This window comes from Immundisolibacter sp. (genome assembly GCF_014359565.1).
In the GTDB taxonomy this organism is placed as follows: domain Bacteria; phylum Pseudomonadota; class Gammaproteobacteria; order Immundisolibacterales; family Immundisolibacteraceae; genus Immundisolibacter.
This window is the reverse complement of the sequence record NZ_JACIZD010000001.1, coordinates 735,533-760,296: the sequence shown is the minus strand read 5'-3', so window position 1 is coordinate 760,296 and position 24,764 is coordinate 735,533. Positions and strand designations below refer to the sequence as shown.

38 protein-coding genes, 1 tRNA gene and 1 pseudogene are annotated in these 24,764 nt (G+C 65.9%); 4 read left to right on the top strand and 36 right to left on the bottom strand.

What is annotated here, in order from left to right; all coding sequences use genetic code 11:
* Positions 1 to 101: 101 nt before the first annotated feature.
* Both H5U26_RS03740 and H5U26_RS03735 read left to right on the top strand, forming a co-directional pair.
* Positions 102 to 1,160, top strand: a complete 1,059-nt coding sequence (locus tag H5U26_RS03740; RefSeq protein ID WP_290616776.1) for a DUF1207 domain-containing protein — start codon at positions 102 to 104, stop codon at positions 1,158 to 1,160.
* Between the two features lie 145 nt (positions 1,161 to 1,305).
* Positions 1,306 to 2,202, top strand: a complete 897-nt coding sequence (locus tag H5U26_RS03735; protein WP_290616774.1) for a DnaJ C-terminal domain-containing protein — start codon at positions 1,306 to 1,308, stop codon at positions 2,200 to 2,202.
* Positions 2,203 to 2,212: 10 nt separating this feature from the next.
* Here the strand turns inward: H5U26_RS03735 and H5U26_RS03730 are convergent, their stop codons facing one another.
* The 5 genes from H5U26_RS03730 to H5U26_RS03710 form a co-directional block, all read right to left on the bottom strand.
* Positions 2,213 to 2,761 (bottom strand): cob(I)yrinic acid a,c-diamide adenosyltransferase, encoded by a 549-nt coding sequence (locus tag H5U26_RS03730; RefSeq protein WP_290616772.1) that lies wholly within the window; start codon positions 2,759 to 2,761, stop codon positions 2,213 to 2,215.
* A 19-nt stretch (positions 2,762 to 2,780) separates the two neighbouring features.
* A complete protein-coding gene (locus H5U26_RS03725) occupies positions 2,781 to 3,332 on the bottom strand; it encodes a hypothetical protein (protein WP_290616770.1) in 552 nt (183 codons plus the stop codon).
* Positions 3,333 to 3,415: 83 nt separating this feature from the next.
* Positions 3,416 to 3,856 (bottom strand): PGPGW domain-containing protein, encoded by a 441-nt coding sequence (locus tag H5U26_RS03720; protein WP_290616768.1) that lies wholly within the window; start codon positions 3,854 to 3,856, stop codon positions 3,416 to 3,418.
* Positions 3,853 to 4,515, bottom strand: coding sequence for an N-acetylmuramate alpha-1-phosphate uridylyltransferase MurU (gene murU, locus H5U26_RS03715; RefSeq protein WP_290616766.1), 663 nt, complete (start codon positions 4,513 to 4,515; stop codon positions 3,853 to 3,855). Before murU ends, H5U26_RS03720 begins: the two co-directional genes overlap by 4 nt.
* Positions 4,512 to 5,552 carry a phosphotransferase gene (locus tag H5U26_RS03710; protein WP_290616764.1) on the bottom strand — a complete coding sequence of 347 codons (1,041 nt, stop codon included), beginning with the start codon at positions 5,550 to 5,552 and terminating at the stop codon, positions 4,512 to 4,514. The genes murU and H5U26_RS03710 overlap by 4 nt, the downstream gene beginning before the upstream one ends.
* A 93-nt stretch (positions 5,553 to 5,645) precedes the next feature.
* On the opposite strand from H5U26_RS03710, the gene H5U26_RS03705 reads away from it, so the two are divergent.
* A tRNA-Thr gene (locus tag H5U26_RS03705) sits at positions 5,646 to 5,721 on the top strand.
* 345 nt (positions 5,722 to 6,066) lie between these two features.
* A pseudogene (ada, locus tag H5U26_RS03700) lies at positions 6,067 to 7,169 on the top strand (bifunctional DNA-binding transcriptional regulator/O6-methylguanine-DNA methyltransferase Ada).
* Between the two features lie 178 nt (positions 7,170 to 7,347).
* Here ada and rplQ read toward each other — a convergent pair.
* The 31 genes from rplQ to rpsL all read right to left on the bottom strand — a co-directional run bounded on the left by rplQ (position 7,348) and on the right by rpsL (position 24,505).
* Complete coding sequence (gene rplQ, locus H5U26_RS03695) at positions 7,348 to 7,734, bottom strand: 50S ribosomal protein L17 (RefSeq protein WP_068805697.1); 387 nt, start codon at positions 7,732 to 7,734, stop codon at positions 7,348 to 7,350.
* A 35-nt stretch (positions 7,735 to 7,769) separates the two neighbouring features.
* Complete coding sequence (rpoA, locus tag H5U26_RS03690) at positions 7,770 to 8,771, bottom strand: DNA-directed RNA polymerase subunit alpha (RefSeq protein WP_290616741.1); 1,002 nt, start codon at positions 8,769 to 8,771, stop codon at positions 7,770 to 7,772.
* A gap of 87 nt (positions 8,772 to 8,858) precedes the next feature.
* Positions 8,859 to 9,251 (bottom strand): 30S ribosomal protein S11, encoded by a 393-nt coding sequence (rpsK, locus tag H5U26_RS03685; protein ID WP_068805691.1) that lies wholly within the window; start codon positions 9,249 to 9,251, stop codon positions 8,859 to 8,861.
* 19 nt (positions 9,252 to 9,270) lie between these two features.
* Complete coding sequence (gene rpsM, locus H5U26_RS03680) at positions 9,271 to 9,627, bottom strand: 30S ribosomal protein S13 (RefSeq protein WP_290616738.1); 357 nt, start codon at positions 9,625 to 9,627, stop codon at positions 9,271 to 9,273.
* A 41-nt stretch (positions 9,628 to 9,668) separates the two neighbouring features.
* A complete protein-coding gene (gene rpmJ / locus H5U26_RS03675; protein WP_075968177.1) occupies positions 9,669 to 9,782 on the bottom strand; it encodes a 50S ribosomal protein L36 in 114 nt (37 codons plus the stop codon).
* Between the two features lie 16 nt (positions 9,783 to 9,798).
* A complete protein-coding gene (gene secY / locus H5U26_RS03670; RefSeq protein WP_290616735.1) occupies positions 9,799 to 11,160 on the bottom strand; it encodes a preprotein translocase subunit SecY in 1,362 nt (453 codons plus the stop codon).
* The gene (rplO, locus tag H5U26_RS03665) at positions 11,160 to 11,597 is read right to left on the bottom strand and encodes a 50S ribosomal protein L15 (protein WP_290616733.1); all 438 of its coding nucleotides are present in this window, start codon (positions 11,595 to 11,597) and stop codon (positions 11,160 to 11,162) included. The genes secY and rplO overlap by 1 nt, the downstream gene beginning before the upstream one ends.
* Positions 11,597 to 11,791, bottom strand: coding sequence for a 50S ribosomal protein L30 (gene rpmD / locus H5U26_RS03660; RefSeq protein ID WP_068805677.1), 195 nt, complete (start codon positions 11,789 to 11,791; stop codon positions 11,597 to 11,599). The genes rplO and rpmD overlap by 1 nt, the downstream gene beginning before the upstream one ends.
* Positions 11,788 to 12,291, bottom strand: coding sequence for a 30S ribosomal protein S5 (gene rpsE / locus H5U26_RS03655; RefSeq protein WP_290616731.1), 504 nt, complete (start codon positions 12,289 to 12,291; stop codon positions 11,788 to 11,790). Before rpsE ends, rpmD begins: the two co-directional genes overlap by 4 nt.
* A 9-nt stretch (positions 12,292 to 12,300) precedes the next feature.
* Positions 12,301 to 12,654 (bottom strand): 50S ribosomal protein L18, encoded by a 354-nt coding sequence (rplR, locus tag H5U26_RS03650; protein WP_290616729.1) that lies wholly within the window; start codon positions 12,652 to 12,654, stop codon positions 12,301 to 12,303.
* 25 nt (positions 12,655 to 12,679) lie between these two features.
* Positions 12,680 to 13,216, bottom strand: a complete 537-nt coding sequence (gene rplF, locus H5U26_RS03645) for a 50S ribosomal protein L6 (RefSeq protein ID WP_290616727.1) — start codon at positions 13,214 to 13,216, stop codon at positions 12,680 to 12,682.
* A 12-nt stretch (positions 13,217 to 13,228) separates the two neighbouring features.
* On the bottom strand, positions 13,229 to 13,624 hold the full coding sequence (rpsH, locus tag H5U26_RS03640) for a 30S ribosomal protein S8 (protein ID WP_290616725.1): 396 nt from the start codon (positions 13,622 to 13,624) through the stop codon (positions 13,229 to 13,231).
* A gap of 14 nt (positions 13,625 to 13,638) precedes the next feature.
* Positions 13,639 to 13,944, bottom strand: coding sequence for a 30S ribosomal protein S14 (gene rpsN / locus H5U26_RS03635; RefSeq protein ID WP_290616723.1), 306 nt, complete (start codon positions 13,942 to 13,944; stop codon positions 13,639 to 13,641).
* 10 nt (positions 13,945 to 13,954) lie between these two features.
* Positions 13,955 to 14,494, bottom strand: coding sequence for a 50S ribosomal protein L5 (gene rplE, locus H5U26_RS03630; RefSeq protein ID WP_068805657.1), 540 nt, complete (start codon positions 14,492 to 14,494; stop codon positions 13,955 to 13,957).
* Between the two features lie 15 nt (positions 14,495 to 14,509).
* Positions 14,510 to 14,824, bottom strand: a complete 315-nt coding sequence (rplX, locus tag H5U26_RS03625) for a 50S ribosomal protein L24 (RefSeq protein ID WP_290616720.1) — start codon at positions 14,822 to 14,824, stop codon at positions 14,510 to 14,512.
* Between the two features lie 10 nt (positions 14,825 to 14,834).
* Positions 14,835 to 15,203: a 50S ribosomal protein L14 gene (gene rplN / locus H5U26_RS03620; RefSeq protein ID WP_290616718.1), complete on the bottom strand. Its 369-nt coding sequence runs from the start codon at positions 15,201 to 15,203 to the stop codon at positions 14,835 to 14,837.
* Between the two features lie 25 nt (positions 15,204 to 15,228).
* Positions 15,229 to 15,492, bottom strand: coding sequence for a 30S ribosomal protein S17 (gene rpsQ / locus H5U26_RS03615; RefSeq protein WP_290616716.1), 264 nt, complete (start codon positions 15,490 to 15,492; stop codon positions 15,229 to 15,231).
* Positions 15,489 to 15,689 (bottom strand): 50S ribosomal protein L29, encoded by a 201-nt coding sequence (rpmC, locus tag H5U26_RS03610; protein ID WP_290616714.1) that lies wholly within the window; start codon positions 15,687 to 15,689, stop codon positions 15,489 to 15,491. Before rpmC ends, rpsQ begins: the two co-directional genes overlap by 4 nt.
* Positions 15,686 to 16,102, bottom strand: a complete 417-nt coding sequence (rplP, locus tag H5U26_RS03605; RefSeq protein WP_068805642.1) for a 50S ribosomal protein L16 — start codon at positions 16,100 to 16,102, stop codon at positions 15,686 to 15,688. The genes rpmC and rplP overlap by 4 nt, the downstream gene beginning before the upstream one ends.
* Before the next feature lie 17 nt (positions 16,103 to 16,119).
* The gene (gene rpsC, locus H5U26_RS03600; protein WP_366055865.1) at positions 16,120 to 16,779 is read right to left on the bottom strand and encodes a 30S ribosomal protein S3; all 660 of its coding nucleotides are present in this window, start codon (positions 16,777 to 16,779) and stop codon (positions 16,120 to 16,122) included.
* A 5-nt stretch (positions 16,780 to 16,784) separates the two neighbouring features.
* Positions 16,785 to 17,132 carry a 50S ribosomal protein L22 gene (gene rplV / locus H5U26_RS03595; protein ID WP_068805636.1) on the bottom strand — a complete coding sequence of 116 codons (348 nt, stop codon included), beginning with the start codon at positions 17,130 to 17,132 and terminating at the stop codon, positions 16,785 to 16,787.
* A gap of 7 nt (positions 17,133 to 17,139) precedes the next feature.
* Entirely contained in the window at positions 17,140 to 17,415 is a 276-nt protein-coding gene (gene rpsS / locus H5U26_RS03590) for a 30S ribosomal protein S19 (RefSeq protein WP_068805633.1), read from the bottom strand.
* A gap of 21 nt (positions 17,416 to 17,436) precedes the next feature.
* Positions 17,437 to 18,264 (bottom strand): 50S ribosomal protein L2, encoded by an 828-nt coding sequence (gene rplB / locus H5U26_RS03585; protein ID WP_290616709.1) that lies wholly within the window; start codon positions 18,262 to 18,264, stop codon positions 17,437 to 17,439.
* A 30-nt stretch (positions 18,265 to 18,294) separates the two neighbouring features.
* On the bottom strand, positions 18,295 to 18,579 hold the full coding sequence (rplW, locus tag H5U26_RS03580) for a 50S ribosomal protein L23 (RefSeq protein ID WP_290616707.1): 285 nt from the start codon (positions 18,577 to 18,579) through the stop codon (positions 18,295 to 18,297).
* Entirely contained in the window at positions 18,576 to 19,196 is a 621-nt protein-coding gene (gene rplD, locus H5U26_RS03575) for a 50S ribosomal protein L4 (protein WP_290616705.1), read from the bottom strand. The genes rplW and rplD overlap by 4 nt, the downstream gene beginning before the upstream one ends.
* A 1-nt stretch (position 19,197) precedes the next feature.
* On the bottom strand, positions 19,198 to 19,851 hold the full coding sequence (gene rplC, locus H5U26_RS03570; protein WP_290616703.1) for a 50S ribosomal protein L3: 654 nt from the start codon (positions 19,849 to 19,851) through the stop codon (positions 19,198 to 19,200).
* 71 nt (positions 19,852 to 19,922) lie between these two features.
* Positions 19,923 to 20,234, bottom strand: a complete 312-nt coding sequence (gene rpsJ / locus H5U26_RS03565; protein WP_290616701.1) for a 30S ribosomal protein S10 — start codon at positions 20,232 to 20,234, stop codon at positions 19,923 to 19,925.
* 5 nt (positions 20,235 to 20,239) lie between these two features.
* Positions 20,240 to 21,430: an elongation factor Tu gene (tuf, locus tag H5U26_RS03560; protein WP_290616679.1), complete on the bottom strand. Its 1,191-nt coding sequence runs from the start codon at positions 21,428 to 21,430 to the stop codon at positions 20,240 to 20,242.
* Between the two features lie 39 nt (positions 21,431 to 21,469).
* Positions 21,470 to 23,554 carry an elongation factor G gene (gene fusA, locus H5U26_RS03555; protein ID WP_290616699.1) on the bottom strand — a complete coding sequence of 695 codons (2,085 nt, stop codon included), beginning with the start codon at positions 23,552 to 23,554 and terminating at the stop codon, positions 21,470 to 21,472.
* A gap of 40 nt (positions 23,555 to 23,594) precedes the next feature.
* Positions 23,595 to 24,065, bottom strand: coding sequence for a 30S ribosomal protein S7 (gene rpsG, locus H5U26_RS03550; protein ID WP_068805612.1), 471 nt, complete (start codon positions 24,063 to 24,065; stop codon positions 23,595 to 23,597).
* A gap of 65 nt (positions 24,066 to 24,130) precedes the next feature.
* On the bottom strand, positions 24,131 to 24,505 hold the full coding sequence (gene rpsL, locus H5U26_RS03545) for a 30S ribosomal protein S12 (protein WP_290616695.1): 375 nt from the start codon (positions 24,503 to 24,505) through the stop codon (positions 24,131 to 24,133).
* Between the last annotated feature and the right edge of the window lie 259 nt (positions 24,506 to 24,764).

Here is a 24,764-nt window from a genome sequence, read left to right as displayed (position 1 = left end):
GTCGTCTTTTTTCGGCAGGACGCTGTCACCAGGCAACGGGCGGCATCGTGCCCCAACTTCCCGTCGCCGCGTTCGACGCACCCTATTTCGAAGGAGCCTTCATGCGTATTCACAATCCGATCCTGGCCGGACTGGCCGTGCTGGCCAGCACGGCCGCCGTGGCCGCCCCAAGCGCGCCCAACGATGCCTACCTTGCCGGCTATGCGGCGGCGGTGCTCGAGCAACGCCTCGGCTGGCAGCCGGGCAGTTACACCCTTGACGTATCCGAGGGCCGCATGCGACTGGATGCGCGGGAGCACGACGACGCAGCAGCCGCGCAGGAGGCACTGGCCGCCATCGGCGGCGTGCGCAAGGTGCGGGTGGCCAGCGCGAGCGAGCCGGCGGGATCGACACCGGGCCGCTGGTTCCCGACCACCGAACTGTTTCGACCGTCCCTGGCCGACCCCAAGGAGCCGCGCTTTTTCGTGTCCTCGCGGCATTACGACACGAGCACCGACACGCTATGGCTGGCCGAGGTCGGCTATGGCGCCAATTTTCCGGTCTATGGCCGCGTCGATGAGGCCGGCAACGGCTGGAACGTGGGCATCTCCGGCGGACTGTTCGGCCTGTTCAACCTGGAAGCCGACTCGTTCGACCTGATCAACGCCGACTACACGGTGGGCATGCCACTGACCTGGCGCCAGGGCAACACCAGCGGCCGGCTGCGCCTGTATCACCAGAGCTCGCACCTGGGCGACGAGTTCCTGCTCAACGCCGCGCCGGAACGCGTCAACCTGAGCTTCGAGGCGCTGGAGGGCCTGATCGCCTACGACCTGACGCCGTTTCGCATCTACGGCGGGGGCGAAGTGCTGCTGCACCGGGAGCCGGCCGACCTCGACCGGCTGATGGCGCACGCCGGCATCGAGTACTTCAGCGCATCGGCCACCACCCTCCTGCCCGGCCTGCGCGGGCGCCCGTTCGCGGGCCTCGACCTGAAGTCCTACGCCGAACACGACTGGTCCATCGATCGCAGCCTGAAGGTCGGCATGCAGTTCGACGCCCCACACTCGGATCACTTCCTGCGCCTGTCGATCGATGGCTACCGCGGTTATTCGCCGCACGGGCAGTTCTATGACGACCGCATCTCGTATCTGGGCCTTGGCGTGATGTTCGGGATCTGAGCGGCGCCGCAGATAGCCGGCCCGGGCGCTTGAAAAGCTCCGGCCGACCCACACCTTCTGCGGCGCAGCGGGCAGCGGCCCGCCGCCTCCGGGTCGGCGCCTGAGCCCGACTACACTGGCAGGCTTTTCCCATTCCCGAGTGGCGATGGAATACAAGGATTACTACAAGACCCTGGGCGTGGCCCGCGACGCCAGCGCCGAGGACATCAAGCGCGCCTACCGCAAGCTGGCGCGCAAGTACCATCCGGACGTCAGCAAGGAAGCGAACGCCGAGAACCGCTTCAAGGACGTGGCCGAGGCCTACGAGGTACTCAAGGACGCCGACAAGCGCGCCGCCTACGACCAGCTGGGCAGCAACTGGCAGGCCGGTCAGGGCTTCTCGCCGCCACCGGACTGGCACGGCGGCAAGGGTTTCGAGTTTCGCAGTAGCGGCGGTGGCGCCGGCTTCAGCGATTTTTTCGACAGCCTGTTCGGGCGCGGTTTTGCCGGTTCGCAAGGCCCGCAGCGCCGGTCGGCACGCGGCGAGGACCAACAGGCGCGGGTACAGATCACGCTCGAGGACGCCTTCCACGGCAGCAGTCGGGCGGTGAACCTGAGCCAGCCCGGCGGGCGCAGCCGCACGCTCGAAGTGCGCATCCCCAAGGGCGTGCGCGCGGGTCAGCGCATCCGACTCGCCGGCCAGGGGAGCAACGGCGGCGACCTGTACCTGGAAATCGAGTTCGCACCGCACCGGCTGTATCGCCTGGAGGGCGCCGACCTGTACCTGGACCTGCCGATCACGCCCTGGGAAGCGGCGCTGGGCGCCACGGTCAAGGTGCCGACGCTGGGCGGCGTGGTCGAGCTGAACATACCGGCCGGTTCGCAAAGCGGCGACACGCTGCGCCTGCGCGGCCGCGGCCTGCCGACGACGCCAACGCCGGGCGATCAGTACGTGGTGCTCAAGATGGTGACCCCACCGGCACTGACCGACGCGGCGCGCGAACTCTACGGGCGCCTGGCAAAGGAATTGCCGATGGACCCCCGCCGGACGCTGTTTCCCTAACCGCCCGCCGTCACTGCGCCGGACGCTGCCAGAGCACGTCCGCCACCCCGACGGCGCGGTTCAGGCTGCGCGACATCACGAACAGCAGGTCCGAGAGGCGGTTGAGGTAACGCAGCGCCGGGCCATTGACCGGCTCCTGCGCCTGCAGTGTCACCACCCGCCGTTCGGCGCGGCGGCACACCGTGCGCGCCAGATGGCAGACCGCTGCAGCCGGACTGCCGCCCGGCAGGATGAAATCGGCCAGCGGTTCCAGGTCGTCGTTGAGCCGGTCCAGCCACTGCTCCAGCGACGTGACATGGGCATCGCTGATGATGGTGTGACCGGGAATGCACAGCTCGCCGCCCAGGTCGAACAGCCGGTGCTGGATTTCGCCCAGCCAGCTGTCCATTGGCTCGGGCAGCGCATGCGTGCGCAGCAGACCGACCACGCTGTTGAGCTCATCGACCGTGCCGTAGGCCTCGACCCGGGCGGCGTCCTTGGCCACCCGCGAACCGTCCCCAAGGCCGGTGCTGCCCTGGTCGCCGGTACGCGTATAGATGCGGGTCAGGCGCTTGCCCATGGGGCCTTGCCCGGCGCGCTCAGGCGGCGGCCTGGGTACGGCCGCCGCGGATCAGTCCATGCGCCAGCACCAGTCCGGCGCCGCTATAGAGGAATGCCTGCGCCAGGTAGCCTGGCAGGTAGCTGGCCACGCGCAGGGCGAAGTCGATCGCGCTGAGGTCCGCGGCTTCCGAGAAGGCATAGAAACCGACGTTCGAGATCACGAAAAAGACCAGAACGGCGCAACCGAGCAAACCCGCGCTGCGCAGCAGCCCGGCGGTCGACTGCAGGGCGCCGGTGGACAGGCGACCGGCCAGCCACAGTGCGCCATAGGCCGGCGCCAGCAAGGCGTAGCCTGGCGTGATGCACCAGGCGCTGGTTCCGCCCTGCACAGCCAGAAAATCCACCAACCCCGCCGTTGCAAGAAACAGCGCCAGCCATCCGGCCCGACGCAGGAACAGCCCGCCTAGGAAAAACGCCGCCAGGGTGGCGTCACCCGGTCCCAGCAGGGAGGTGAAATGGTGGCTGCGTGTGGCGGCCATGACGGCCAGCAGGGCAATGGCAATCAGGCCGGACGGGGCGATGCGGATCATTCGAACGGTCTCCGTGGATAGGGTTGACCGACTCGCGCCGGTCAACGGCAAGCTTACGAGAAAAGCGCGGCACAGGTCACGCGTCAGGGCAGGTGCAGCGGCGGTTGGCCGGCGCGCTCGCGCATCATGCTGATGGCAGCGCGCACCTGTGGGCGCGATACCAGCCAACGCTCCAGGCGGTATTTGCCCGGCAGGTTCAGCAGCGCGAACGCGGCAAGGATCGTCACTATCCCGGGGCCGGGCAGCACCACCATGGCCAGACCGGCCACCAGCAGGACGGCGCCGAGCAGGTTCTTGACGATGAGCAGGCTGTAGCGCAGCAGCCAATGACCGGTGTGTGGCTGCGGCGGGCGGTGCTCACGGTAGAAGTAATCCTGCGGCAGGCGGGCTACCAACAGTGGCAACAGCGCCACCGTGGCCAGCAGCGTCAACAGCGACACCGGCGTGGCCCACGCCAGCCAGCGCGGGTCGATGCCCAGCAAGGCCAGCATGCGGGTGGCGAGGCTCTGGATCGCGTCGATCATGAATGCGGCGTCCGGGCCTGCGCCAGCCGCGCGGGCGTGCCCACGTCCAGCCACGTACCGGCATAGCGTTCGCCATGCAGCTGCCCGGCGTCGGCCGCGGCGCGCAGCAGCGGAGTCAGACTGAATGCACCCTTGCCGGCGCTCTCCAGCAGGCGCGGATCGAGCACGCTCAGCCCGGCAAAGGTCAGCATCGGCTCACCCTGGTTGGCCAGGCGCCCGTCCGGGCCAAGGGCAAAGTCGCCGGCCGGGTTGTGGGCCGGGTTGTCCACCAACACCAGGTGTGCCCGTCCGACAAGCGGCCGGCGCAACCGGCCAAAGGGGTAATCACTGCGCACATCGGCGTTGACAAGCAAGAACGGCGCCGTGCCCAGCAGCGGCAACGCGCGCTTGACGCCGCCTCCGGTGCCGAGTGGGCCGTCCGGCTCGCGCGAGTAGGCGATCCGGGCGCCAAACCGGCTGCCATCGCCGAGCGCCGCCTCGATCTGCTCGCCAAGGTACGCCACGTTTATGACCAGATCGGCAAAGCCCGCAGCGACCAGCGACTCCAGCAGGTGCGCGATCAATGGCTTGCCGTCCACGTCCAGCAGCGGCTTGGGCAGGTCGCGCGTCAGCTCGCCCATGCGCGTGCCAAGACCGGCGGCCAGAAGCATCGCCTTCATGGCGCAGCCCGCGCGTGCAGATCGGCCAGCAGTCGCGCCACCGGCGCCAAGGCGGGCGTGCGCGATGCCGCGGCCTCGATATAGCCGACGAAGCGCGGCGTTTCGGCCAGGTAGCGCGGCTTGCCGTCGCGGTAGTTCAGGCGCGCGAAGATACCGAGCACCTTCAGGTGCCGCTGCGTGCCCATGAAATCGCAATCGGTCTGGAACCGCTCGAAGCTGGCCGGCACATCGATGCCGGCAGCGCGCGCCTGCTGCCAGTATTCGAACAGCCACTGCGCCTCCAGCCGGTATGGCCACGACAGGAAGGCATCCCGCAGCAGGCTGCTCACGTCGTAACTGACCGGGCCGTACACGGCGTCCTGAAAATCCAGCACGCCGGGGCCGCCGTGCGCGCCATTGCCCGGCATCAGGTTGCGGGGCATGTAGTCGCGGTGCACGAATACCTGGCTTTGCGTCACGGCGCGCTCGATCAGCAGGCCCCGCAGTGCAAGCCAGGCCTCGGCCTGCGCGGGCGTGAACTCCAGACCAAGGTGCCGGGCCACGTACCAGTCCGGGAACAGGTCCAGTTCGCGGCCGAGCAAGGCCGCGTCGTAGGGCGGCAGCACGCCGGGTCGGCTGGACGCCTGCCAACGCACCAGGGCGCCGATCGCGTCCGCCATCAGCGAATTGGCGTTTCGTTCGCCGATGACTTCCAGGTACGTATGCCGGCCAAGGTCGCTCAGCAGCAGGAAGCCACGCTCGACATCCGCTGCCAGAACCTGCGGCGCGTTCAGGCCCGCCGCGTGCAGCAACCCGGCCACCTGGACGAACGGCCGGCAGTCCTCCTGCGGCGGCGGGGCGTCCATGGCAATCAGCGTCCCGCCAGAGTGGAACACGCGGAAATAGCGGCGAAAACTGGCATCCGCCGAAGCCGGCTCCAGCGTGAACCCGGCCAGTCGTTGGGTCAGCCAGGCGCTGAGCGCGGCAAGACGGGGATCGGAGGCGGCAGAAACGGGCACGAACAGGCCAGGTGGCGAAGTGGTCAGCATTCTAGCCATTTGTCGCCTGCGGTGCCGGCGCAGGTTAGACGGTGCCGGAAGCGCCCGCCTATAATCGCGTCCCCGGACCACGCAAACCGGGCATGCACCCACGCCGGGGTAGCTCAGTCGGTAGAGCAACTGATTCGTAATCAGTAGGTCGGAGGTTCGATTCCTCTCCTCGGCACCATTCTTCGGCACCTTGCAGACACCGGATCGAACCATCCGGCGCCGCTTGCGGTTCGCGCACCGGCATTCGAATCTCCGGGTTCTTCGCCCACGGTGTCGGCCCGCCTCGGTCCTTCAGGTCAGATGTCCTCCGGCGTCCTGACAGAACGCGTGCGGTCACCGGCGCGCCGTTTGCAGGCCACCCCCACGGTACGGCGCCGGATATCCCCGTGCGCTCTCGTGGCAACTGGCGTCGGCATCGAAGGCGCAATCGCCGAGCATCGATTCAAAAGCAACATTCGGAGTACCCGGTTTCCAGGCAACGGCTATCGTCGGATTGCCCGCCCTGAAACCACAGGAATGCACCATGACCACAGCCATCGCCACGGCAGACCGCGCCGCCGCCATCCGGAGCGATCCGCGCTGGGCTGTGGTCATGGCTCGCGATCCGGCGGCCGATAGCAGCTGTTTCTACTCGGTCAAAACCACCGGTGTTTTCTGCCGGCCCTGCTGCGCCGCGCGGCTGGCGCGACCCGAGAATGTGCAGTTCCACCTCACGGCGACGGATGCGCTGCGCGCGGGTTTTCGCCCCTGCAAGCGCTGCAAGCCGGACCAGGCGCCCTTGACGGTGCGGCACGCGGCCCTGGTGAGCGAGCTGTGCCGATTCATTGAGCAAGCCGAACGGGCGCCAAGCCTGCACCAGCTGGCGAAACATGCCGGGCTCAGCAACTACCATCTGCATCGCATTTTCAAGGCCGTCACTGGCGTGACGCCGAGGGTTTACGCGGCGGCGCATCGACCTGGCCGCGTGCGCGCCGCGCTGGACCGCAGCAGTACGATCACCGAGGCAATCTACGGTGCCGGTTACAACTCCAACGGGCGCTTCTACGAGCAATCGAACCGGCTCCTGGGAATGACCCCGACCGACTACCGCGCCGGGGGCGCAAAGACGCAAATACGCTTCGCCATCGGCCAGTGCTCGCTGAGGGCGATTCTGGTGGCAGCCAGTGCGCGCGGCGTGTGCGCCATTCTGCTGGGCGATGATCCGGATGCGCTGGCGCGCGACCTGCAGGATCGTTTCCCGCGCGCCTCATTGATCGGCGGTAATGCCGATTTCGAGCAACCCGTGGCCAAGGTGGTGGGCTTGTGGAAGCACCGCGCCTGGGCCTCGACCTGCCGCTGGACGTTCGCGGCACGGCGTTTCAGCAGCGCGCCTGGAAGGCATTGCTGGCTATCCCGCCCGGCAGCACGGTCACGTACACCGACATCGCCCAGTGCATTGGTGCGCCGCAGGCTGTCGGGCCGGTCGCCGGAGCCTGCGCCGCCAATACGCTGGCAGTGGCGATTCCCTGTCACCGCGTCGTGCGCATCGATGGCGGCTTGGCCGGCTACCGCTGGGGCGTGGCACGCAAGCGCGCGCTGCACGGCCGGGAGGCGCAGCAATCCGCGTTACCCGGCAAGCGGCGATGACGAATGCCGAGCAACGACATGGCCAATCGTCAGAGTCGGTTCTCGCCCTTGCGGGCCCCGGTGGCAGCGCATCTGTCGTCCACACCCGACGAATTCCTGCCTGCCGCCAACTCGCGCGGGCAATAAGTGAAAAAGCCGGGACTGGCCCGGCTTTTTCACTGCAACCTTCGTCCCACCCTCAATCGGCCGCGGCGTTCGCCTCGCCGGCCGGTCGGTCGACCAGTTCAACGTACGCCATGGGCGCCGCATCACCGGGACGGAAGCCACACTTCAAAATCCGCAGATAGCCGCCCGGACGTGCCGCGTAGCGCGGGCCAAGCTCACCGAACAGCTTGCTGACGGCCTCCTTGTCGCGCAAACGCGCAAACACCAGACGGCGATTGGCCACCGAATCGACCTTGGCGCGGGTGATCAGGGGCTCGATCACCCGCCGCAGCTCCTTGGCCTTCGGCAGGGTGGTCCGGATCAATTCTTCCTGCACCAGGGCAGCGGTCATGTTCTTGAACATCGCCACGCGGTGGCTGCTGTTACGGCCGAGCTTTCGGCCGATCTTTCTGTGTCGCATGTCTGTAAAACCTCGTCGCGTTCAACGCCGGCGCGTCAGGAAATCATCTCGGTCGGCCGGGGCAGGTTGGCCGGCGGCCAGCCCTCTAGGCGCATGCCCAGCGACAGGCCGTGGCGGGCCAGGATCTCCTTGATTTCGTTCAGTGATTTCTTGCCAAGATTCGGTGTGCGCAGCAAGTCCGCCTCGGTGCGTTGGATCAGGTCGCCGATGAAATGAATGTTTTCGGCCTTCAGGCAATTTGCCGAGCGCACGGTCAGCTCGAGCTCCTCCACCGGCTGCATCAGAATCGGGTCGATGTCGCCCACCATCTCGCGGCTGCGGCCCGGCGCGGCGCCACCCTGCAACTCGACGAAAACCGCGAACTGCTCGTACAGGATCGTGGCCGCGCGCCGGATGGCTTCTTCCGGGTCGATGGTGCCGTTCGACTCGATGTCGATGATCAGCTTGTCCAGGTCCGTGCGCTGCTCGACGCGCGCCGCCTCGACGCTGTAGCTGACCTGGCGCACCGGGCTGTATAGGGCATCCAGACGCAGGCTGCCGATGGACGGCAGCTCCTCGCCCTCATCGGCAACCGCCGCCGGCTGGTAGCCGCGGCCGACCCGCACGGTGAGCGTCATGTCGAGCTTGCCGGTTGCCATCAGGGTGGCCAGGTAGATGTCCTTGTTGACCACCTCGACGTCATGGCTGACCTCGATGTCGGCCGCCGTGACCACGCCGGGGCCCTTCTTGGACAGGCGCACGGTCGCCTCGTCACGACCGTTCAGACGCACCGCGACGCCCTTGAGGTTCAGCAGCAGCTCGATGACGTCTTCCTGCATGCCTTCCAGAGTGGTGAACTCGTGCAGGGCGCCTTCGATCTGCACCTCGGTAATGGCCGCGCCGGGCAGCGAGGACAGCATCACCCGCCGCAGGGCATTGCCCAGCGTGTGGCCGAAGCCGCGCTCCAATGGTTCCAGGGTGACCTTGGAATGCACCGGCGAGAGGCGCTCGACCTTGACCAGCTTGGGCTTCAGAAACTCGTATACGGATGACTGCATGTTGGACACGCTCGCTGCGTTGGCTATTGCCGATGACGGACTGGCGACTGGCTGACCGCGATTCGCACGGCCGCCGCGTTCTGCTACTCAGACGCGACGCTTCTTGGGCGGCCGACAGCCGTTGTGCGGGATCGGCGTCACGTCGGTGATGCTCAGGATCTTGAAGCCACCGTTGTTCAGGGACCGCACCGCCGAATCGCGACCCGGCCCGGGACCGTTGACCACCACGTCCAGTGTCTTGACGCCGAATTCCTGCGCCTTGGTGCCGGCCTTGTCGGCGGCCACCTGGGCCGCGAACGGCGTGCTCTTGCGCGAACCCTTGAAGCCACAGGAGCCGGCCGTGGCCCACGACAGGGCGTTCCCTTGCCGGTCAGTGATGGTAATGATCGTGTTGTTGAACGAGGCGTGCACGTGCGCCACGCCTTCGGAAACGTTCTTCTTGACGCGCTTGCGCGTCTTGCTGGTGTTGGGCTTGGCCATGAGGCGATCCTGTTAGCGATTACTTGCGAATGGGCTTGCGCGGACCCTTGCGGGTGCGGGCGTTGGTACGGGTGCGCTGACCGCGCACCGGCAGACCTCGGCGGTGACGCAGGCCCCGATACGTGCCCAGGTCCATCAGGCGCTTGATGTTGATCTGCAGCTCGCGCCGCAGGTCGCCCTCGACCGTCAGCTTGCCGACTTCGCGGCGCAGCGCCTCGACCTCCGCCTCGCTCAGATCCCGGATGCGCCGTGCCGGCTCGATCTGCGCCGCGGCGCAAATCTCCAGCGCACGGGTAGCGCCCACGCCGTAAATCGACGTCAGGGCAACGCGCGCGTGCTTGTTGTCGGGAATGTTGATACCAGCAATACGAGCCATTTACCGAACTCCAGAATTCCTTTGCGGCCGACGCGGCCGACTCAACCCTGCCGCTGCTTGTGCCGGGCTTCGACACAAATGACGCGAACCACGCCCTTGCGCCGAATGATCTTGCAATTGCGGCAAAGCTTCTTGACCGATGCGCGAACTTTCACTGTCGTGACTCCAAAACTAACGGGGGCCGAACAAACCGGCGGCGCCGCGGCCCTTCAGGTTGGCCTTCTTCATCAGGCCCTCGTACTGATGGCTCATGACGTGGGTCTGCACCTGCGCCATGAAATCCATGATCGTAATGACCACGATCAGCAGCGACGTCCCACCGAAATAGAACGGCACGTTCCAGTAAACGATCATGAACTCCGGCAGCAGGCACACCAGCGCGATGTACGCCGCGCCCGCAACCGTCAGGCGCGTCACCACGCCATCGATGTAGCGGGCCGTCTGCTCACCGGGCCGCACGCCGGGCAAAAATGCGCCGGAACGCTTCAGGTTGTCCGCCGTGTCCTTCGGATTGAAGACCACTGCGGTATAGAAAAAGCAAAAGAACACGATACCGGCGGCATACAGCAGCACGTACAGCGGCTGACCCGGCGACAAGGCTGTGGTCACATGCCGCAACCAGGACAGCGCGTTGTCGCCACTGCCGGCCCAGCTGGCCAGCGTCGACGGAAACAGCAGAATGCTGGAAGCAAAAATCGCCGGAATCACACCCGCCATGTTCAGTTTCAGCGGCAGGTGGCTGGTCTGCGCCGCGTACATGCGCTGCCCCTGCTGACGCTGCGCGTAATTGACCGTTATGCGTCGCTGGCCGCGCTCGACGAACACCACGAACGCCGTCACACCCAGAATCACCAGCAACAGCAGCAGCACTACCGCACCACCGATCTCGCCGGTGCTGACCAGCTCGAGCGTGCCGCCGAAGGCACCCGGCAATCCGGCCACGATGCCGGCGAAAATCAGCAGCGAGATGCCGTTGCCGATACCCCGTTCGGTTACCTGCTCACCCAGCCACAGCAGAAACATGCTGCCAGCCACCAGGGTCGATATGGCAATCAACCGAAAACCGAAGCCCGGATCGATGACCACCGACATCCCGCCCGCGGTCTGGGCCTCCAGCGCGATGGCGATGCCAAGCGCCTGGAAGGTTGCCAATACCACCGTGCCATAACGCGTGTACTGCGTCAGTTTGCGCCGCCCGGCGGCGCCCTCCTTCTTCAACTCTTCCAGCTTGGGCAGCACACTGCTGAGCAGCTGCACGATGATCGACGCCGAAATGTACGGCATCACCCCGAGCGCGAAAATCGACAGTCGCTGCAAGGCGCCGCCCGAGAACATGTTGAACATGTCCAGCACCGTTCCGCGCTGGGCCTCGAACATGGCCGCCAGCGCCTGCGGGTTGATGCCCGGCACCGGCACGTGCGCGCCCAGGCGAAACACCAGCAGCGCGCCGATCACGAACAGCAGCCGCCGCCGCAGCTCGGCGAACTTGCCGAGCCCGCCGAGCATGGCTGGATTGGCGGCGCGCGTAGCCATCAGGCTTCTTCTATGCTCCCGCCGGCCTGCTCGATGACGGCCCGCGCGCCCGCGGTGACCGCCACGCCTTTCAGGCGCACCGGCCCGGCCAGCTCACCGGACACGATGACCTTGGCACGCTTGGCGCCCTTGGGCACGATGCCGGCCAGCTTGAGCGCGTCCAGGTCAATGACCTCGGTCTTGACCAGATGCAGTTCGGACAACCGCACCTCGGCGCTGTCGCCCAGGGTGCGCGAATTGAAGCCGCGCTTTGGCAACCGGCGTTGCAGCGGCATCTGGCCGCCCTCGAAGCCGACCTTGTGATAGCCGCCGGCACGCGCGTGCTGGCCCTTGTGACCGCGACCGGCGGTCTTGCCAAGCCCGGAGCCGATACCGCGCCCCAGACGGCGCCGCGCCGTGCGCGCGCCTTCGGCGGCTTTGAGGGTGTCAAGACGCATCAGACTTCCTCCACCTTGAGCAGGTAGCTGACCTTGCGAATCATGCCGCGCACGGCCGGTGTGTCTTCCAGCTCGCGCTGGCTGCCGATCCGGCGCAGGCCAAGGCCGGTAACGCAGGCATCGTGCACCCGGCCACGGCCGGAGCGGCTGCGCACCAGGGTGACGCGCACTTTCTTGGTCGTGTTGCTGTTCATGCCCGCAGGTCTTCCACGTTGAGGCCCCGGCGCATGGCGATGGCGTCCGGCGATTCCATACCGACCAGCCCGGCGATGGTGGCCATCACGACGTTCACGGGATTGCTGCTGCCGATGCACTTGGCCAGCACGTCGCGCACGCCCAGCGCCTCGAACACGGCGCGCATGGCACCGCCGGCGATGATGCCCGTGCCCTCGGAAGCCGGCTGCATGTATACCTTGGCCGCGCCGTGACGGGCGGTGATCGGGTAGTACAAGGTGCCGCCATTGAGCGGCACCCGCACCATGTCGCGGCGCGCCGCCTCCATGGCTTTCTGGATGGCGACCGGCACTTCGCGGGCCTTGCCCTGCCCGAAGCCGACCCGCCCGTCCCCGTCGCCGACCACGGTCAGCGCGGCAAAGCCGAACTGGCGCCCGCCCTTGACCACCTTGGCCACGCGGCGCACGTTGATCAGCTTCTGGATGTCGTTGGTTTCGTATGTTTGTTCAGCTCGGGCCATGACCAGCTCCTAGAATTGCAGACCGGCTTCGCGGGCGGCATCCGCCAGCGCCTTCACGCGGCCGTGATACATGAACCCGCTGCGGTCGAACGCAACCTTGAGCACGCCCGCCTGCTGGGCACGCTCGGCCACCACCCGGCCGACCAGGCGCGCTGCCTCGACGTTGCCGGTGTGGCCAAGCTGCTCAGCCAGCGCCTTCTCGAGCGTGCTGGCGGCGGCAAGCACGCGACCGCCGCTGGCGTCGATGACCTGTGCGTAGGTGTGCTGCGGCGTGCGGTGAATGCACAGCCGCGTGACGCCCAGTTTCCGAATCTGCGCCCGTGTGGCGCGTCCGCGCCGCAGACGCTTGACCTTTTTTTCCATTGCCCGATTTACCTGCTGTTACCGACTACTTCTTCTTCTTGGTCTCTTTACGGACCACGACTTCGTCGGAGTATCGAATTCCCTTGCCCTTGTACGGCTCCGGCGGACGCACGGCGCGAATGTTGGCCGCCAGCTGGCCGACGCGCTGACGATCGGCGCCGCGCACCACGACCTGCGTCTGGGTCGGCGTCTCAACCTGCAGGCCTTCCGGCACCGCCATCTCGACCGGGTGCGAGTAGCCCACGGCAATGCTCAGCACCGGTCCCTTCATCTGCACACGATAGCCGACGCCGACCAGATCCAGTGTGCGCGCAAAGCCTTCGCTGCAGCCCTTGACCATGTTGCTGATCAGCGCCCGCGCAGTGCCGGCCTGCGCCCAGGCCGCGGTCGTTTCCTCACGCACGCCAACGCGCAGCACGCCGGCGTCGTTTGAAACTTCGACATCGCGGTGCAAGGCCTGCGAGAGGCTGCCCTTGGCGCCCTTCACCTGCACATGGTCCGCGGACACCACCACCTCGACGCCCTTGGGCAGGGGGATGGGATTTTTGGCAACTCTAGACATTGGAGCTTTCCGTCAGGAAACCAGGCACAACACTTCGCCACCGACGCCGGCGCGACGCGCCGCCCGGTCGGACATCACGCCCTGCGGCGTGGAAACGATGGCAACACCGAAGCCACCGAGCACGCGCGGCAGTTCGTCCTTGCCGCGGTACATGCGCAGCCCGGGCCGGCTGGCCCGACGCAGGCTGCGGATGGCCGGTTTGCCTTCGGCGTACTTGAGGCTCACGGTCAGAATCAGTCGGCCGTCGGTCTCGGTGACCGAAAAGCCGCTGATGAAACCCTCGCTCTTGAGCACTTCCGCCACGGCGATCTTCATCTTCGAAGACGGCATGACGACTTCCGCGTAACGCCGCGCGAGTGCATTACGCACCCGCGTGAGCATGTCGGCAATCGGATCCATGATGGTCATATGCTTTTTCCACCTTACCAGCTGGCCTTGACCATGCCCGGCACATCGCCGCGCATGGATGCTTCGCGCAGCTTGTTGCGCCCGAGGCCGAATTTCTTGTACACGCCATGTGCCCGGCCGGTGGCCTGGCAGCGGCTGACCAGCCGCACCGGGCTGGCGTCACGCGGCAACTTTTGCAGCGCCAACTGCGCGGCGTAACGCTGCTCCTCGGACAGGTTCACGTTCACGGCCGCAGCCTTCAGTTCGGCGCGGCGCGCAGCGTACTTGCGCACCAGCGCGGCACGCTTTTCGTTGCGATTGATTACGGATGTCTTGGCCACAGCTGTGTCCTCAGCCCCGGAAGGGAAAGTTGAATGCGGTCAGCAGCGCCCGACCGTGCTCGTCATTGATCGCCGTGGTACTGATCGACACATCCATGCCGCGAATCTTGTCGACCTTGTCGAAATCGATCTCAGGAAAAATGATCTGTTCGGTCAGGCCCATGTTGTAGTTGCCACGGCCGTCGAAGCCGCGCGGCGACAGGCCGCGAAAATCGCGGATGCGCGGCGCCGCAACGGTGATGAAGCGGTCCAGGAACTCATACATGCGCGCCCGGCGCAGGGTCACCTTGCAGCCGATGGGCCAGCCCTCGCGAATCTTGAAGCTCGCCACCGCCTTGCGCGCCTTGGTGACCTGCGGCTTCTGCCCGCTGATCAGGGTCATGTCGGCGACGGCGGCGTCGAGCGCCTTCTTGTCGGCCGCGGCCTCACCAACCCCCATGTTCAGCGTGACCTTGAGCAGCTTGGGCACCGCCATCACGTTGGCGATACCCAGTTCCTCGCGCAGTCGGGCAACGACCACGTCCTTGTAATATTGTTCCAGCCTTGTCATGTGCACCGGCCGACCTCAGTCGACCACCTCGCCGTTGGATTTGGTAAAGCGCACCTTGCGCCCGTCTTCGAGCACCCGAAAGCCGATGCGGTCGGCACGCTGGGTGGCCTTGTTGAAATAGGCAACATTGGACACCTGCAGCGGCATTTCCTTTTCCAGGATGCCGCCCTGCTGCCCGCTCATCGGGTTCGGCTTGACGTGCTTCTTGACCACGTTCACGCCCTCGACGACCACCTTGTCGGCCGCCACCATGCGCACCACCTGGCCGCGCTTGCCCTTGTCCCGCCCGGTGATGACGATGACCTCGTCGCCTCGCTTGATCTTGCGCATGCGTGATCCCTCAGAGAACTTCCGGTGCCAGCGACACCAGACGCATGAACTGCTCGGTACGCAACTCGCGCGTCACCGGCCCGAAGATGCGCGTACCGATCGGCGCACCCTGATTGTTGAGCAACACCACGGCGTTGCTGTCGAAGCGAATCTTGGAACCGTCCGAGCGCCGCACACCATGCACGGTGCGCACCACCACGGCCCGGTAAACCTCGCCCTTCTTGACCTTGCCCCGCGGAATGGCGTCCTTGATGCTCACGCGGATCACGTCACCGACGCCGGCATAGCGCCGCTTGGACCCACCCAGCACCTTGATGCACATCACGCGCCGTGCGCCACTGTTGTCGGCCACATCGAGGTGGCTTTGCATCTGAATCATGACCGTCTCCGCTTGGCTGGCGCGCTCAACCGCCGATCCGCTCGATGACCTCGACCAGACGCCAGGTCTTGGTCTTGGACAGCGGCCGGCATTCCTCGATCCGCACCAGATCACCGATGCGGCACTCGTTGGCGGCATCGTGAGCATGGAACTTGGTCGAGCGACGCAGGTATTTCTTGTAGATCGGGTGTTGCTCGCGGGTTTCAACCAGCACGCTGATGGACTTCTCCATCTTGTCGCTCACCACCCGGCCGACCACCGTGCGACGACTTACAGTTTCTTCCGTCATGCGCTTGCCTGCGAAGCCTGTTCTTTCAGAAGGGTCTTGATTTGCGCCACCTCGCGCCGCAAGGCGCGGAAGCGTGACGGCCGAGCCAGCTGACCGGTCGCCCGCTGCACCCGCAGATTCAGGTGCTCGCGATGCAGCTCGATCAGCTTCTTGTTCAGTTCGGCGGCCGACTTGCCGCGCAGTTCAGCGATCTTCATGCCGTAAGCCCCCGCTTCACGAAGGTGGTGCGTACCGACAATTTGGCGGCGGCCAGCGCCATCGCCTCGCGGGCCACGGCTTCGTCCACACCTTCCATTTCGTACAGCACCTTGCCGGGCTGAATCTCGGCGACCCAGTACTCGACCGCACCCTTGCCCTTGCCCATGCGGACTTCGAGCGGCTTCTTGGAAATCGGCTTGTCCGGGAAGATGCGGATCCAGATCTTCCCGCCGCGACGCACGTGCCGGCTGATGGCGCGACGCGCGGCCTCGATCTGGCGGGCAGTGATGCGCCCGCGGCTGACCGCCTTGAGGCCGAACTCGCCGAAGCTGACGGCGTTGCCGACCAGGGCCAGGCCCCGGTTACGACCCTTGAACTGTTTGCGGAATTTCGTCCGCTTAGGCTGCAACATGGTGCTTTCCTGTTATCTCAGGCGCCCGGTGCGTGAGCGCCGTCGGCGCCCTCGGGACCGTCGCCCTTATAAATCCAGACCTTGACGCCAATGATCCCGTAGGTGGTCTTGGCCTCGGCGGTGCCGTAATCGATGTTGGCGCGGAAGGTGTGCAGCGGCACCCGACCCTCGCGATACCACTCGCTGCGTGCGATCTCGGCGCCGTTCAGACGGCCACCGACGTTGATGCGAATGCCCTGCGCGTGCAGGCGCATGGCATTGGTCACCGCCCGGCGCATGGCGCGGCGAAACATGATGCGCCGCTCCAGCTGCTGGGCCACGCTCTCGGCCACCAGGTAGGCGTCCAGCTCCGGGCGACGGATTTCCTCGACACTGATGTGCACCGGAATGCCCATCCGCTCGCCAACCAGCCGACGCAGCTTCTCGATGTCGTCGCCTTTCTTGCCGATGACGATGCCCGGACGCGCGGTGTGAATGATCACGCGTGCATTCTGTGCCGGGCGCTCGATCTCGATGCGGCTCACCGAGGCGTGCGCCAAGTGCTTGCGCAACAGGGCCCGCACGGCAATGTCGGCGTTCAGGTTATCGGCGAAGGCGCGACCCTGAGCGTACCAGCGCGAATTATGATCCTTGACGACGCCCAGTCGGATGCCGGTCGGGTGAACTTTCTGTCCCATGTGGGTTAGCCCTTGGCCTTTTTCTGGTCGCTGACAACGACCTTGATGTGACAGGTACGCTTCGTGATCCGGTTGCCGCGACCGCGCGCGCGGGCATGGAAGCGCTTCATCGACGGGCCCTCGTCCACGCACACGGCTGCGATCCGCAGCTCGTCCACGTCGGCGCCGTTGTTGTGCTCGGCGTTGGCAATGGCCGACTCGACCACCTTCTTGACCAGGTGGGCGGCCTTCTTGGTGCTGTGCAGCAGCAGCTGCAGCGCCTTGTCAACCGGCATGCCACGCACCTGGTCGGCCACCAACCGTCCCTTCTGGGCGGAAATGTGCGCATTGCGCATCAAAGCAAAGGTTTCCATGACTGCCTCAGCGCGTCTTGCGGTCGGCCACGTGGCCGCGGTAGGTGCGCGTGGGCACGAACTCGCCCAGCTTGTGGCCGACCATGTTTTCGTTGACCACGACCGGCACGTGCTGGCGGCCGTTGTGCACGGCAAAGGTCAGGCCGACCATGTCCGGCAGCACGGTGGAACGCCGCGACCAGGTCTTGATCGGCTTGCGGCTGCCGCCGCTGGCGACTATCTGTTCGACCTTCTGCATCAGATGCAGATCGACGAACGGTCCCTTCTTTACGGATCTTGGCACGAGTCTGGCTCCGTCCTGTCCTTACTTGACGCTGCGCCGGCGCACGATCTGGCCGCTGGTACGCTTGTTCTTGCGGGTCTTGTAACCCTTGGTCGGCACACCCCAGGGCGAGACCGGATGACGTCCACCCGAGGTGCGTCCCTCACCACCACCGTGCGGATGATCGACCGGGTTCATGGCCACACCGCGCACCGTCGGGCGGATGCCGCGCCAGCGGGTGGCGCCGGCCTTGCCCAGCGAGCGCAGCGAATGCTCGCCGTTGCCTACCTCGCCGAGGGTCGCCCGACAGTCGGCAGGCACGCGCCGAATCTCGCCGGACTTCAGGCGCAGCGTCACCGAATCGCCCTCGCGGGCCAGCAGCTGCGCCGAAGTGCCGGCGCTTCGCGCCAGCTGGGCACCCTTGCCGACTTTCAGCTCCACACAGTGGACCGTGCTGCCGACCGGCACGTTTCGCAGCGGCAGCGTGTTGCCCGCCTCAATCGGCGCCTGCACGCCCGACATCAGCTTGCTGCCGGCACTCACGCCCTTGGGGGCAATGATGTAGCGACGCTCGCCATCGGCATACAGCAGCAGCGCCAGGTGCGCGGTGCGATTGGGGTCGTACTCCAGGCGCTCGACGCGGGCCGGAATGCCATCCTTCTCGCGCCGAAAATCGACAATGCGATAGCGCTGCTTGTGACCGCCACCCTGATGCCGGGTGGTGATGCGGCCGTCGCTGTTGCGGCCACCGGTGCGCTGCTTGGCAACCACCAGCGGCGCGTATGGCGCGCCCTTGTGCAACTCCGGCGTGACCACGCTCACGACGAAGCGGCGGCCCGGTGAGGTTGGTTTTCTCTTGACTACTGCCATGATGCTGTTCCGGCGTTCCTTGGGCGCCTATCAGGCAACCCCGGTGAAGTCGATATCGTGCCCGGGAGCGAGCGTGACGTAGCTCTTCTTCCAGTCCCTGCGGTGTCCCTGGCGCTTGGGCTTGCCTTTCACGCGCAGCGTGCGCACGGCCTGCACCTTCACCGAGAAGGCATGCTCGACCGCGGCGCGGATCTCGTCCTTGCTGGCGTCCAGCGCCACCTTGAACACGATCTGGCGGTGTTTCTCAGCGACCCGCGTGCCCTTCTCGGAAATGTGCGGCGCCCGGATGATCTCGAACAGTCTCGCTTCGTTCACTGCAGCCACTCCTCGACGGCGCGCGCCGCATTGGCGGTCATCACGATCCGCTCGGCCCAGATCAGCGCCAGCGGATTCAAATCCTGTACTTCGCACGCCTCGACGCCGACCAGGTTGCGTGCGGCCAAGGCCAGCTCCACCGTCAGCTCATCGACCACCAGCAGCAAATGACCAGTCGGAATCTGCAGTTGTTCCAGGCGCTCGACCAACGCGCGGGTCTTTGGCGCCTCCAGCGGGAAGCCGTCGACCAGCTGCAGGCGACCCAGCCGCGCCAGCTCCGAGAAGATGCTGCGCATACCCGCGCGGTACATCTTCTTGTTCAGCTTCTGGCTGTAGTTCTCGCCGCCGGCCGGGAACACCTTGCCACCCCCGCGCCACAGCGGGCTGCGGATGCTGCCGGCGCGAGCCCGACCGCTGCCCTTCTGCTTCCACGGCTTGCGGCCACCGCCACGCACTTCGGTGCGGGTTTTCTGCTTGGCGTCGGCCTGGCGCGCATTGGCCATGAAGGCCACCACCATCTGGTGCACCAGACCTTCGTTGAACGGCCGATCGAACACGGCATCGGCAAGCATTACGCTGCCGACGGTGCCTTCGATCGCGGTTACTGGCATTTCCATGTCACGCCCCTGCCTTCTTGCCGCTCACGATCGGCCGCACGATCAGCTCACCACCCGTTGGCCCGGGCACCGCGCCCTTGATCAGCAGCAGGCCGCGCTGCGCGTCTACCTTGATCACCTCGAGATTGCGCTGCGTACGCTGCACATCGCCGGCGTGACCAGCCATCTTCTTGCCCGGAAACACGCGGCCCGGCGTCTGGTTCTGACCGATGGAGCCCGGCGCACGGTGCGACAGCGAGTTGCCGTGCGTGGCGTCGCCGCCGCGAAAACCCCAGCGCGCCACGGTGCCGGTGAACCCCCGGCCGCGCGTCACACCGGTCACGCTGACCATCTGGCCTGCCTCGAACTGATCGGGGGACAGGGTGTCGCCAACCGCCAACTCGTCACCTGCGCCTTCGGGCAGGCGAAACTCGGTCAGGCTGCGTCCGGGCTCGACCCCGGCCTTGGCGTAGTGCCCGGCCAGGGCCTTGTCGACCAGCGCCGCACGCTTGCTGCCGCGCGAGACCTGCACGGCTCGATAGCCGTCCACCTCGGCGGTGCGCACCTGCACCACGCGATTGTTGGACACGTCGACCACCGTCACCGGCACCCCGGCGCCTTCCGGCGTGAATATTCGTGTCATGCCGCACTTGCGGCCCACCAAACCAATGGCCATGCCTGGTTCCCTTACCTGTTATCCAAATCGCCCGGGCTGCAACCCCACCCTTCGGGGCCTGCCCACGGCCGTCAGCTGAGCTTGATATGCACGTCCACGCCGGCGGCCAGATCCAGATTCATCAGCGCATCCACCGTCTTGTCGGTCGGGTCGATGATGTCCATCAACCGCTTGTGGGTGCGAATCTCGAACTGATCGCGCGAATCCTTGTCCTTGTGCGGCGAGCGCAGCAGCGTGAAGCGTTCGATCTTCACCGGCAGCGGGATCGGCCCGTGCACACGTGAGCCGGTACGCTTGGCGGTGTCGACGATCTCGCGCGCCGACTTGTCGATCAGCTGATGCGAGAAGGATTTCAAACGGATGCGAATCTTCTGTCCGGCCATGGTGCTTACTCGATCACCTTGACAACCACGCCGGCGCCGACCGTGCGGCCGCCCTCGCGGATCGCAAACCGCAGGCCGTCGTCCATCGCGATCGGCGTGATCAGCGATACCTGCAGGTTCACGTTGTCGCCCGGCATCACCATCTCGGTGCCCGCCGGCAGCTCGCAGCTGCCGGTCACGTCGGTGGTCCGGAAGTAGAACTGCGGGCGGTAGCCCTTGAAGAACGGCGTGTGGCGCCCGCCCTCGTCCTTGGACAGGATGTACACCTCGGCCTCGAACTTGGTGTGCGGGGTGATCGAGCCGGGCTTGCACAGCACTTGACCACGCTCGACCTCGTCCCGCTTGGTGCCGCGCAGCAGCACGCCCACGTTGTCGCCCGCCTGGCCCTGGTCCAGCAGCTTGCGGAACATTTCCACGCCGGTGCAGGTGGTCTTGATGGTCGGGCGCATGCCCACGATCTCGATTTCGTCACCGACCTTGACGATGCCCCGCTCGACACGACCGGTCACTACGGTGCCGCGCCCGGAGATGGAGAACACGTCCTCGACCGGCATCAGGAACGCGCCGTCGATGGCGCGCTCCGGCAGCGGGATGTAGCTGTCGATGGCGTCGACCAGTTTCAGGATGGCCGGCACGCCGATTTCGCTCTGGTCGCCCTCGAGCGCCTTCAGCGCGCTGCCGGTCACGATCGGGGTGTCGTCGCCCGGGAAGCCGTACTGGGTCAGCAGTTCGCGCACTTCCATCTCGACCAGCTCGAGCAGTTCGGGGTCGTCGACCATGTCGGCCTTGTTCAGGAACACGACGATGTACGGCACGCCCACCTGACGCGCCAGCAGGATGTGCTCGCGGGTCTGCGGCATCGGGCCGTCGGCCGCCGACACCACCAGGATGGCGCCGTCCATCTGCGCCGCACCGGTGATCATGTTCTTCACATAGTCGGCGTGACCGGGGCAGTCGACGTGCGCGTAGTGGCGGGTCGGGGACTCGTACTCGACGTGCGCGGTCGCAATGGTGATGCCGCGCGCCCGCTCTTCCGGCGCGTTGTCGATCTGGTCGTAGGCCTTGAATTCCCCGCCAAAACGCTCCGCGCCGATCTTGGTCAGCGCCGCCGTCAGCGTCGTCTTACCGTGATCCACGTGACCGATCGTGCCCACGTTCACGTGCGGCTTGGTTCGCTCAAATTTGGCCTTGGACATGACTCACACCCTTCGCTTGACTGACCCGTCCGACGGACGTTACTGGTTGATGACCTTCTGGGCGACGCTGCTGGGCGCCTCCAGATACTTGCTGAATTCCATCGAGTAGGTGGCGCGGCCCTGGGTGGCCGAGCGCAGGTCGGTGGCGTAACCGAACATCTCGGCCAGCGGCACCTCGCAGCGGATGACCTTGCCGGACGGCGAGTCATCCATGCCCTGGATGACGCCGCGACGTCGGTTCAGATCACCGACCACATCGCCCATGTAGTCTTCCGGGGTCACCACCTCGACCTTCATGATCGGCTCGAGCAGGACCGGGCTGGCCTTGCGCGCGCCTTCCTTGAAGGCCATGGAGCCGGCAATCTTGAACGCCATTTCGTTCGAGTCGACGTCATGGTAGGAGCCGTCGAACAGCGTCACCTTGACGTCGACCACCGGGTAACCGGCGATGATGCCGTTGCCCAGCGCTTCCTGAACGCCCTTGTCCACGGCCGGGATATATTCGCGGGGCACGACGCCGCCGACGATGCCGTTGTGGAACTGGTAGCCCTCGCCCGGCTCGCGCGGCTCGATGCGCAGCCAGACGTGGCCGAACTGACCACGGCCACCGGTCTGGCGCACGAAGCGGCCTTCCTGCTCGACCGACTTGCGGATGGTTTCGCGGTAGGCCACCTGCGGCGCGCCGACGTTGGCTTCGACCTTGAACTCACGGCGCATGCGGTCGACGATGATCTCAAGATGCAGCTCGCCCATGCCGGAAATGATGGTCTGGCCGGATTCCTCGTCGGTGCGCACACGAAACGACGGGTCTTCCTGCGCCAGCTTCTGCAGCGCGATGCCCATCTTTTCCTGGTCGCTCTTGGTCTTGGGCTCCACCGCCACCGAAATCACCGGCTCCGGGAACTCCATGCGCTCGAGCGTGATGATCGACTTCTCGCTGCACAGTGTGTCGCCGGTGGTGACGTCCTTCAGACCCACCGCCGCGGCGATGTCGCCGGCGCGCACTTCCTTGATTTCCTCGCGGGTATTGGCGTGCATCTGCAGGATGCGACCGACCCGTTCGCGCTTGCCCTTGACCGGGTTGTAGACGCTGTCGCCGGAACTGAGCACGCCGGAATAGACGCGGAAGAAGGTCAGCGTACCGACGAAGGGATCGGTCGCAATCTTGAACGCGAGCGCCGAGAACGGGGCCTCGTCGGTGGCCGGACGCGTGTCTTCCTGCTCGCGCTCGTCAAGACCGCGCACCGGCGGCTTGTCGGCCGGCGAGGGCAGCAGCTCGACGACGGCGTCGAGCATCGCCTGCACGCCCTTGTTCTTGAACGCCGAACCGCACAGCATGGGCACGATTTCGCTGCGCAGGACACGCTGACGCAGGCCGCGCTTGATGTCGTCAACCGACAGCTCGCCACCCTCGAGGTACTGCTCCATGAGCGCCTCGTCGGCCTCTGCAGCCGCCTCGATCATCTTCTCGCGCCACTTCGCGCAATCCGCCTGCATGGCTTCGGGAATGTCGCGCGGCTCGTAGCTCATGCCCTGGGTGGCATCGTCCCAGTAGATGGCGCGCATGCCGATCAGGTCGACCACGCCCTCGAAATTCTCTTCCGCGCCGATCGGCAGCTGGATCGGCACCGGATTGGCGCCCAGGCGGGTGCGAACCTGCTCGACCACGCGCAGGAAATTGGCGCCGGAGCGATCCATCTTGTTGACGAAGGCCAAGCGCGGCACGCCGTACTTGTTGGCCTGGCGCCATACGGTCTCGGACTGCGGCTCCACGCCACCGACCGAACAGAACACGGCCACCGCGGCATCCAGCACGCGCAGCGAACGCTCGACCTCGATCGTGAAGTCGACGTGACCGGGCGTGTCGATGATGTTGATGCGGTGCTGCGGGAACTGCTTGTCCATGCCCTGCCAGAAGCAGGTGGTGGCCGCGGACGTGATGGTGATGCCCCGCTCCTGCTCCTGCTCCATCCAGTCCATGGTGGCGGCGCCGTCGTGGACTTCGCCCATTTTGTGCGACACACCGGTGTAGAACAGGATGCGTTCCGTGGTGGTCGTCTTGCCGGCATCAATGTGGGCCATGATGCCGATGTTGCGATAACGCTCGATCGGGGTGGTACGCACGACTGTTTACTCGGTCGAATCCGGATTCAGAAACCGCTGCTTACCAGCGGTAATGGGAGAAGGCCTTGTTGGCCTCCGCCATGCGGTGGGTGTCTTCGCGCTTTTTCACGGCCGCGCCGCGGTTCTCGGACGCGTCGCCGATTTCACCGGCCAGGCGCAGCGCCATGGATTTCTCGCCACGCTTGCGGGCGGCATCGATCAGCCAGCGCATGGCCAGCGCCTGCTGACGGGACGGGCGCACCTCGGTCGGCACCTGGTAGTTGGCGCCACCGACACGACGGGACTTGACCTCGACCAGCGGCCCGATATTGGTCAGCGCCTGGCGGACCTTTTCCACCGGATCGGACGCCGATTTCTCCGTCAGGCGATCCAGGGCACCGTACACGATGGCCTCGGCGACCGACTTCTTGCCGTCATGCATGATCACGTTAATCAGCTTGGCCAACACCTTGTCGCCGAACTTGGGGTCCGGAAGGATGTCGCGCTTGGCGGGTACTCGTCGTCTCGACATGGCAGATCTCTAAAGAAATCGGGAAAAGTCGCCCGGCGGGTGAACGCCGGGGCGCCTGGAATCGATCAGCTCTTGGGCCGCTTGGCACCGTACTTGGAGCGACCCTGGCGACGATCCTTGACACCCGTGGTGTCGAGCGTGCCGCGCACTGTGTGGTAGCGCACGCCGGGCAAGTCCTTGACGCGACCGCCGCGAATCAGCACCACCGAGTGCTCCTGCAGGTTATGGCCTTCGCCACCGATATAGGTGGTGACCTCAAAGCCATTGGTCAGGCGCACGCGCGCCACCTTGCGCAGGGCCGAGTTCGGCTTCTTGGGCGTGGTGGTGTAGACACGCGTGCACACGCCACGCTTCTGCGGACAGGCTTCGAGCGCCGGAACCGGCGACTTCTTTCGCGGCTGCACGCGCGGCTTGCGGACCAGCTGGTTGATCGTCGCCATGGAAAATTCCTGGTCACAAATAAATAGACAGGCCGGGGCAACGGGGCCCCGACCTGTCAGGGGAGCGGAATTCTAGGGATCGGCGGGGTCACTGTCAACCCAAAAAGCGCGCCGTTCCGGTCTTCAACAGACGCATTCGGCGCAATCGCAGCCGATCACAATTCAAATGCCATCAACCGAACCCGGCAAGCACCCGCCAGGGCGCAACATCCTGGCCATACGGGCCTTCACCGGGTTCGTACGCGGGCTGGCCCGCCCC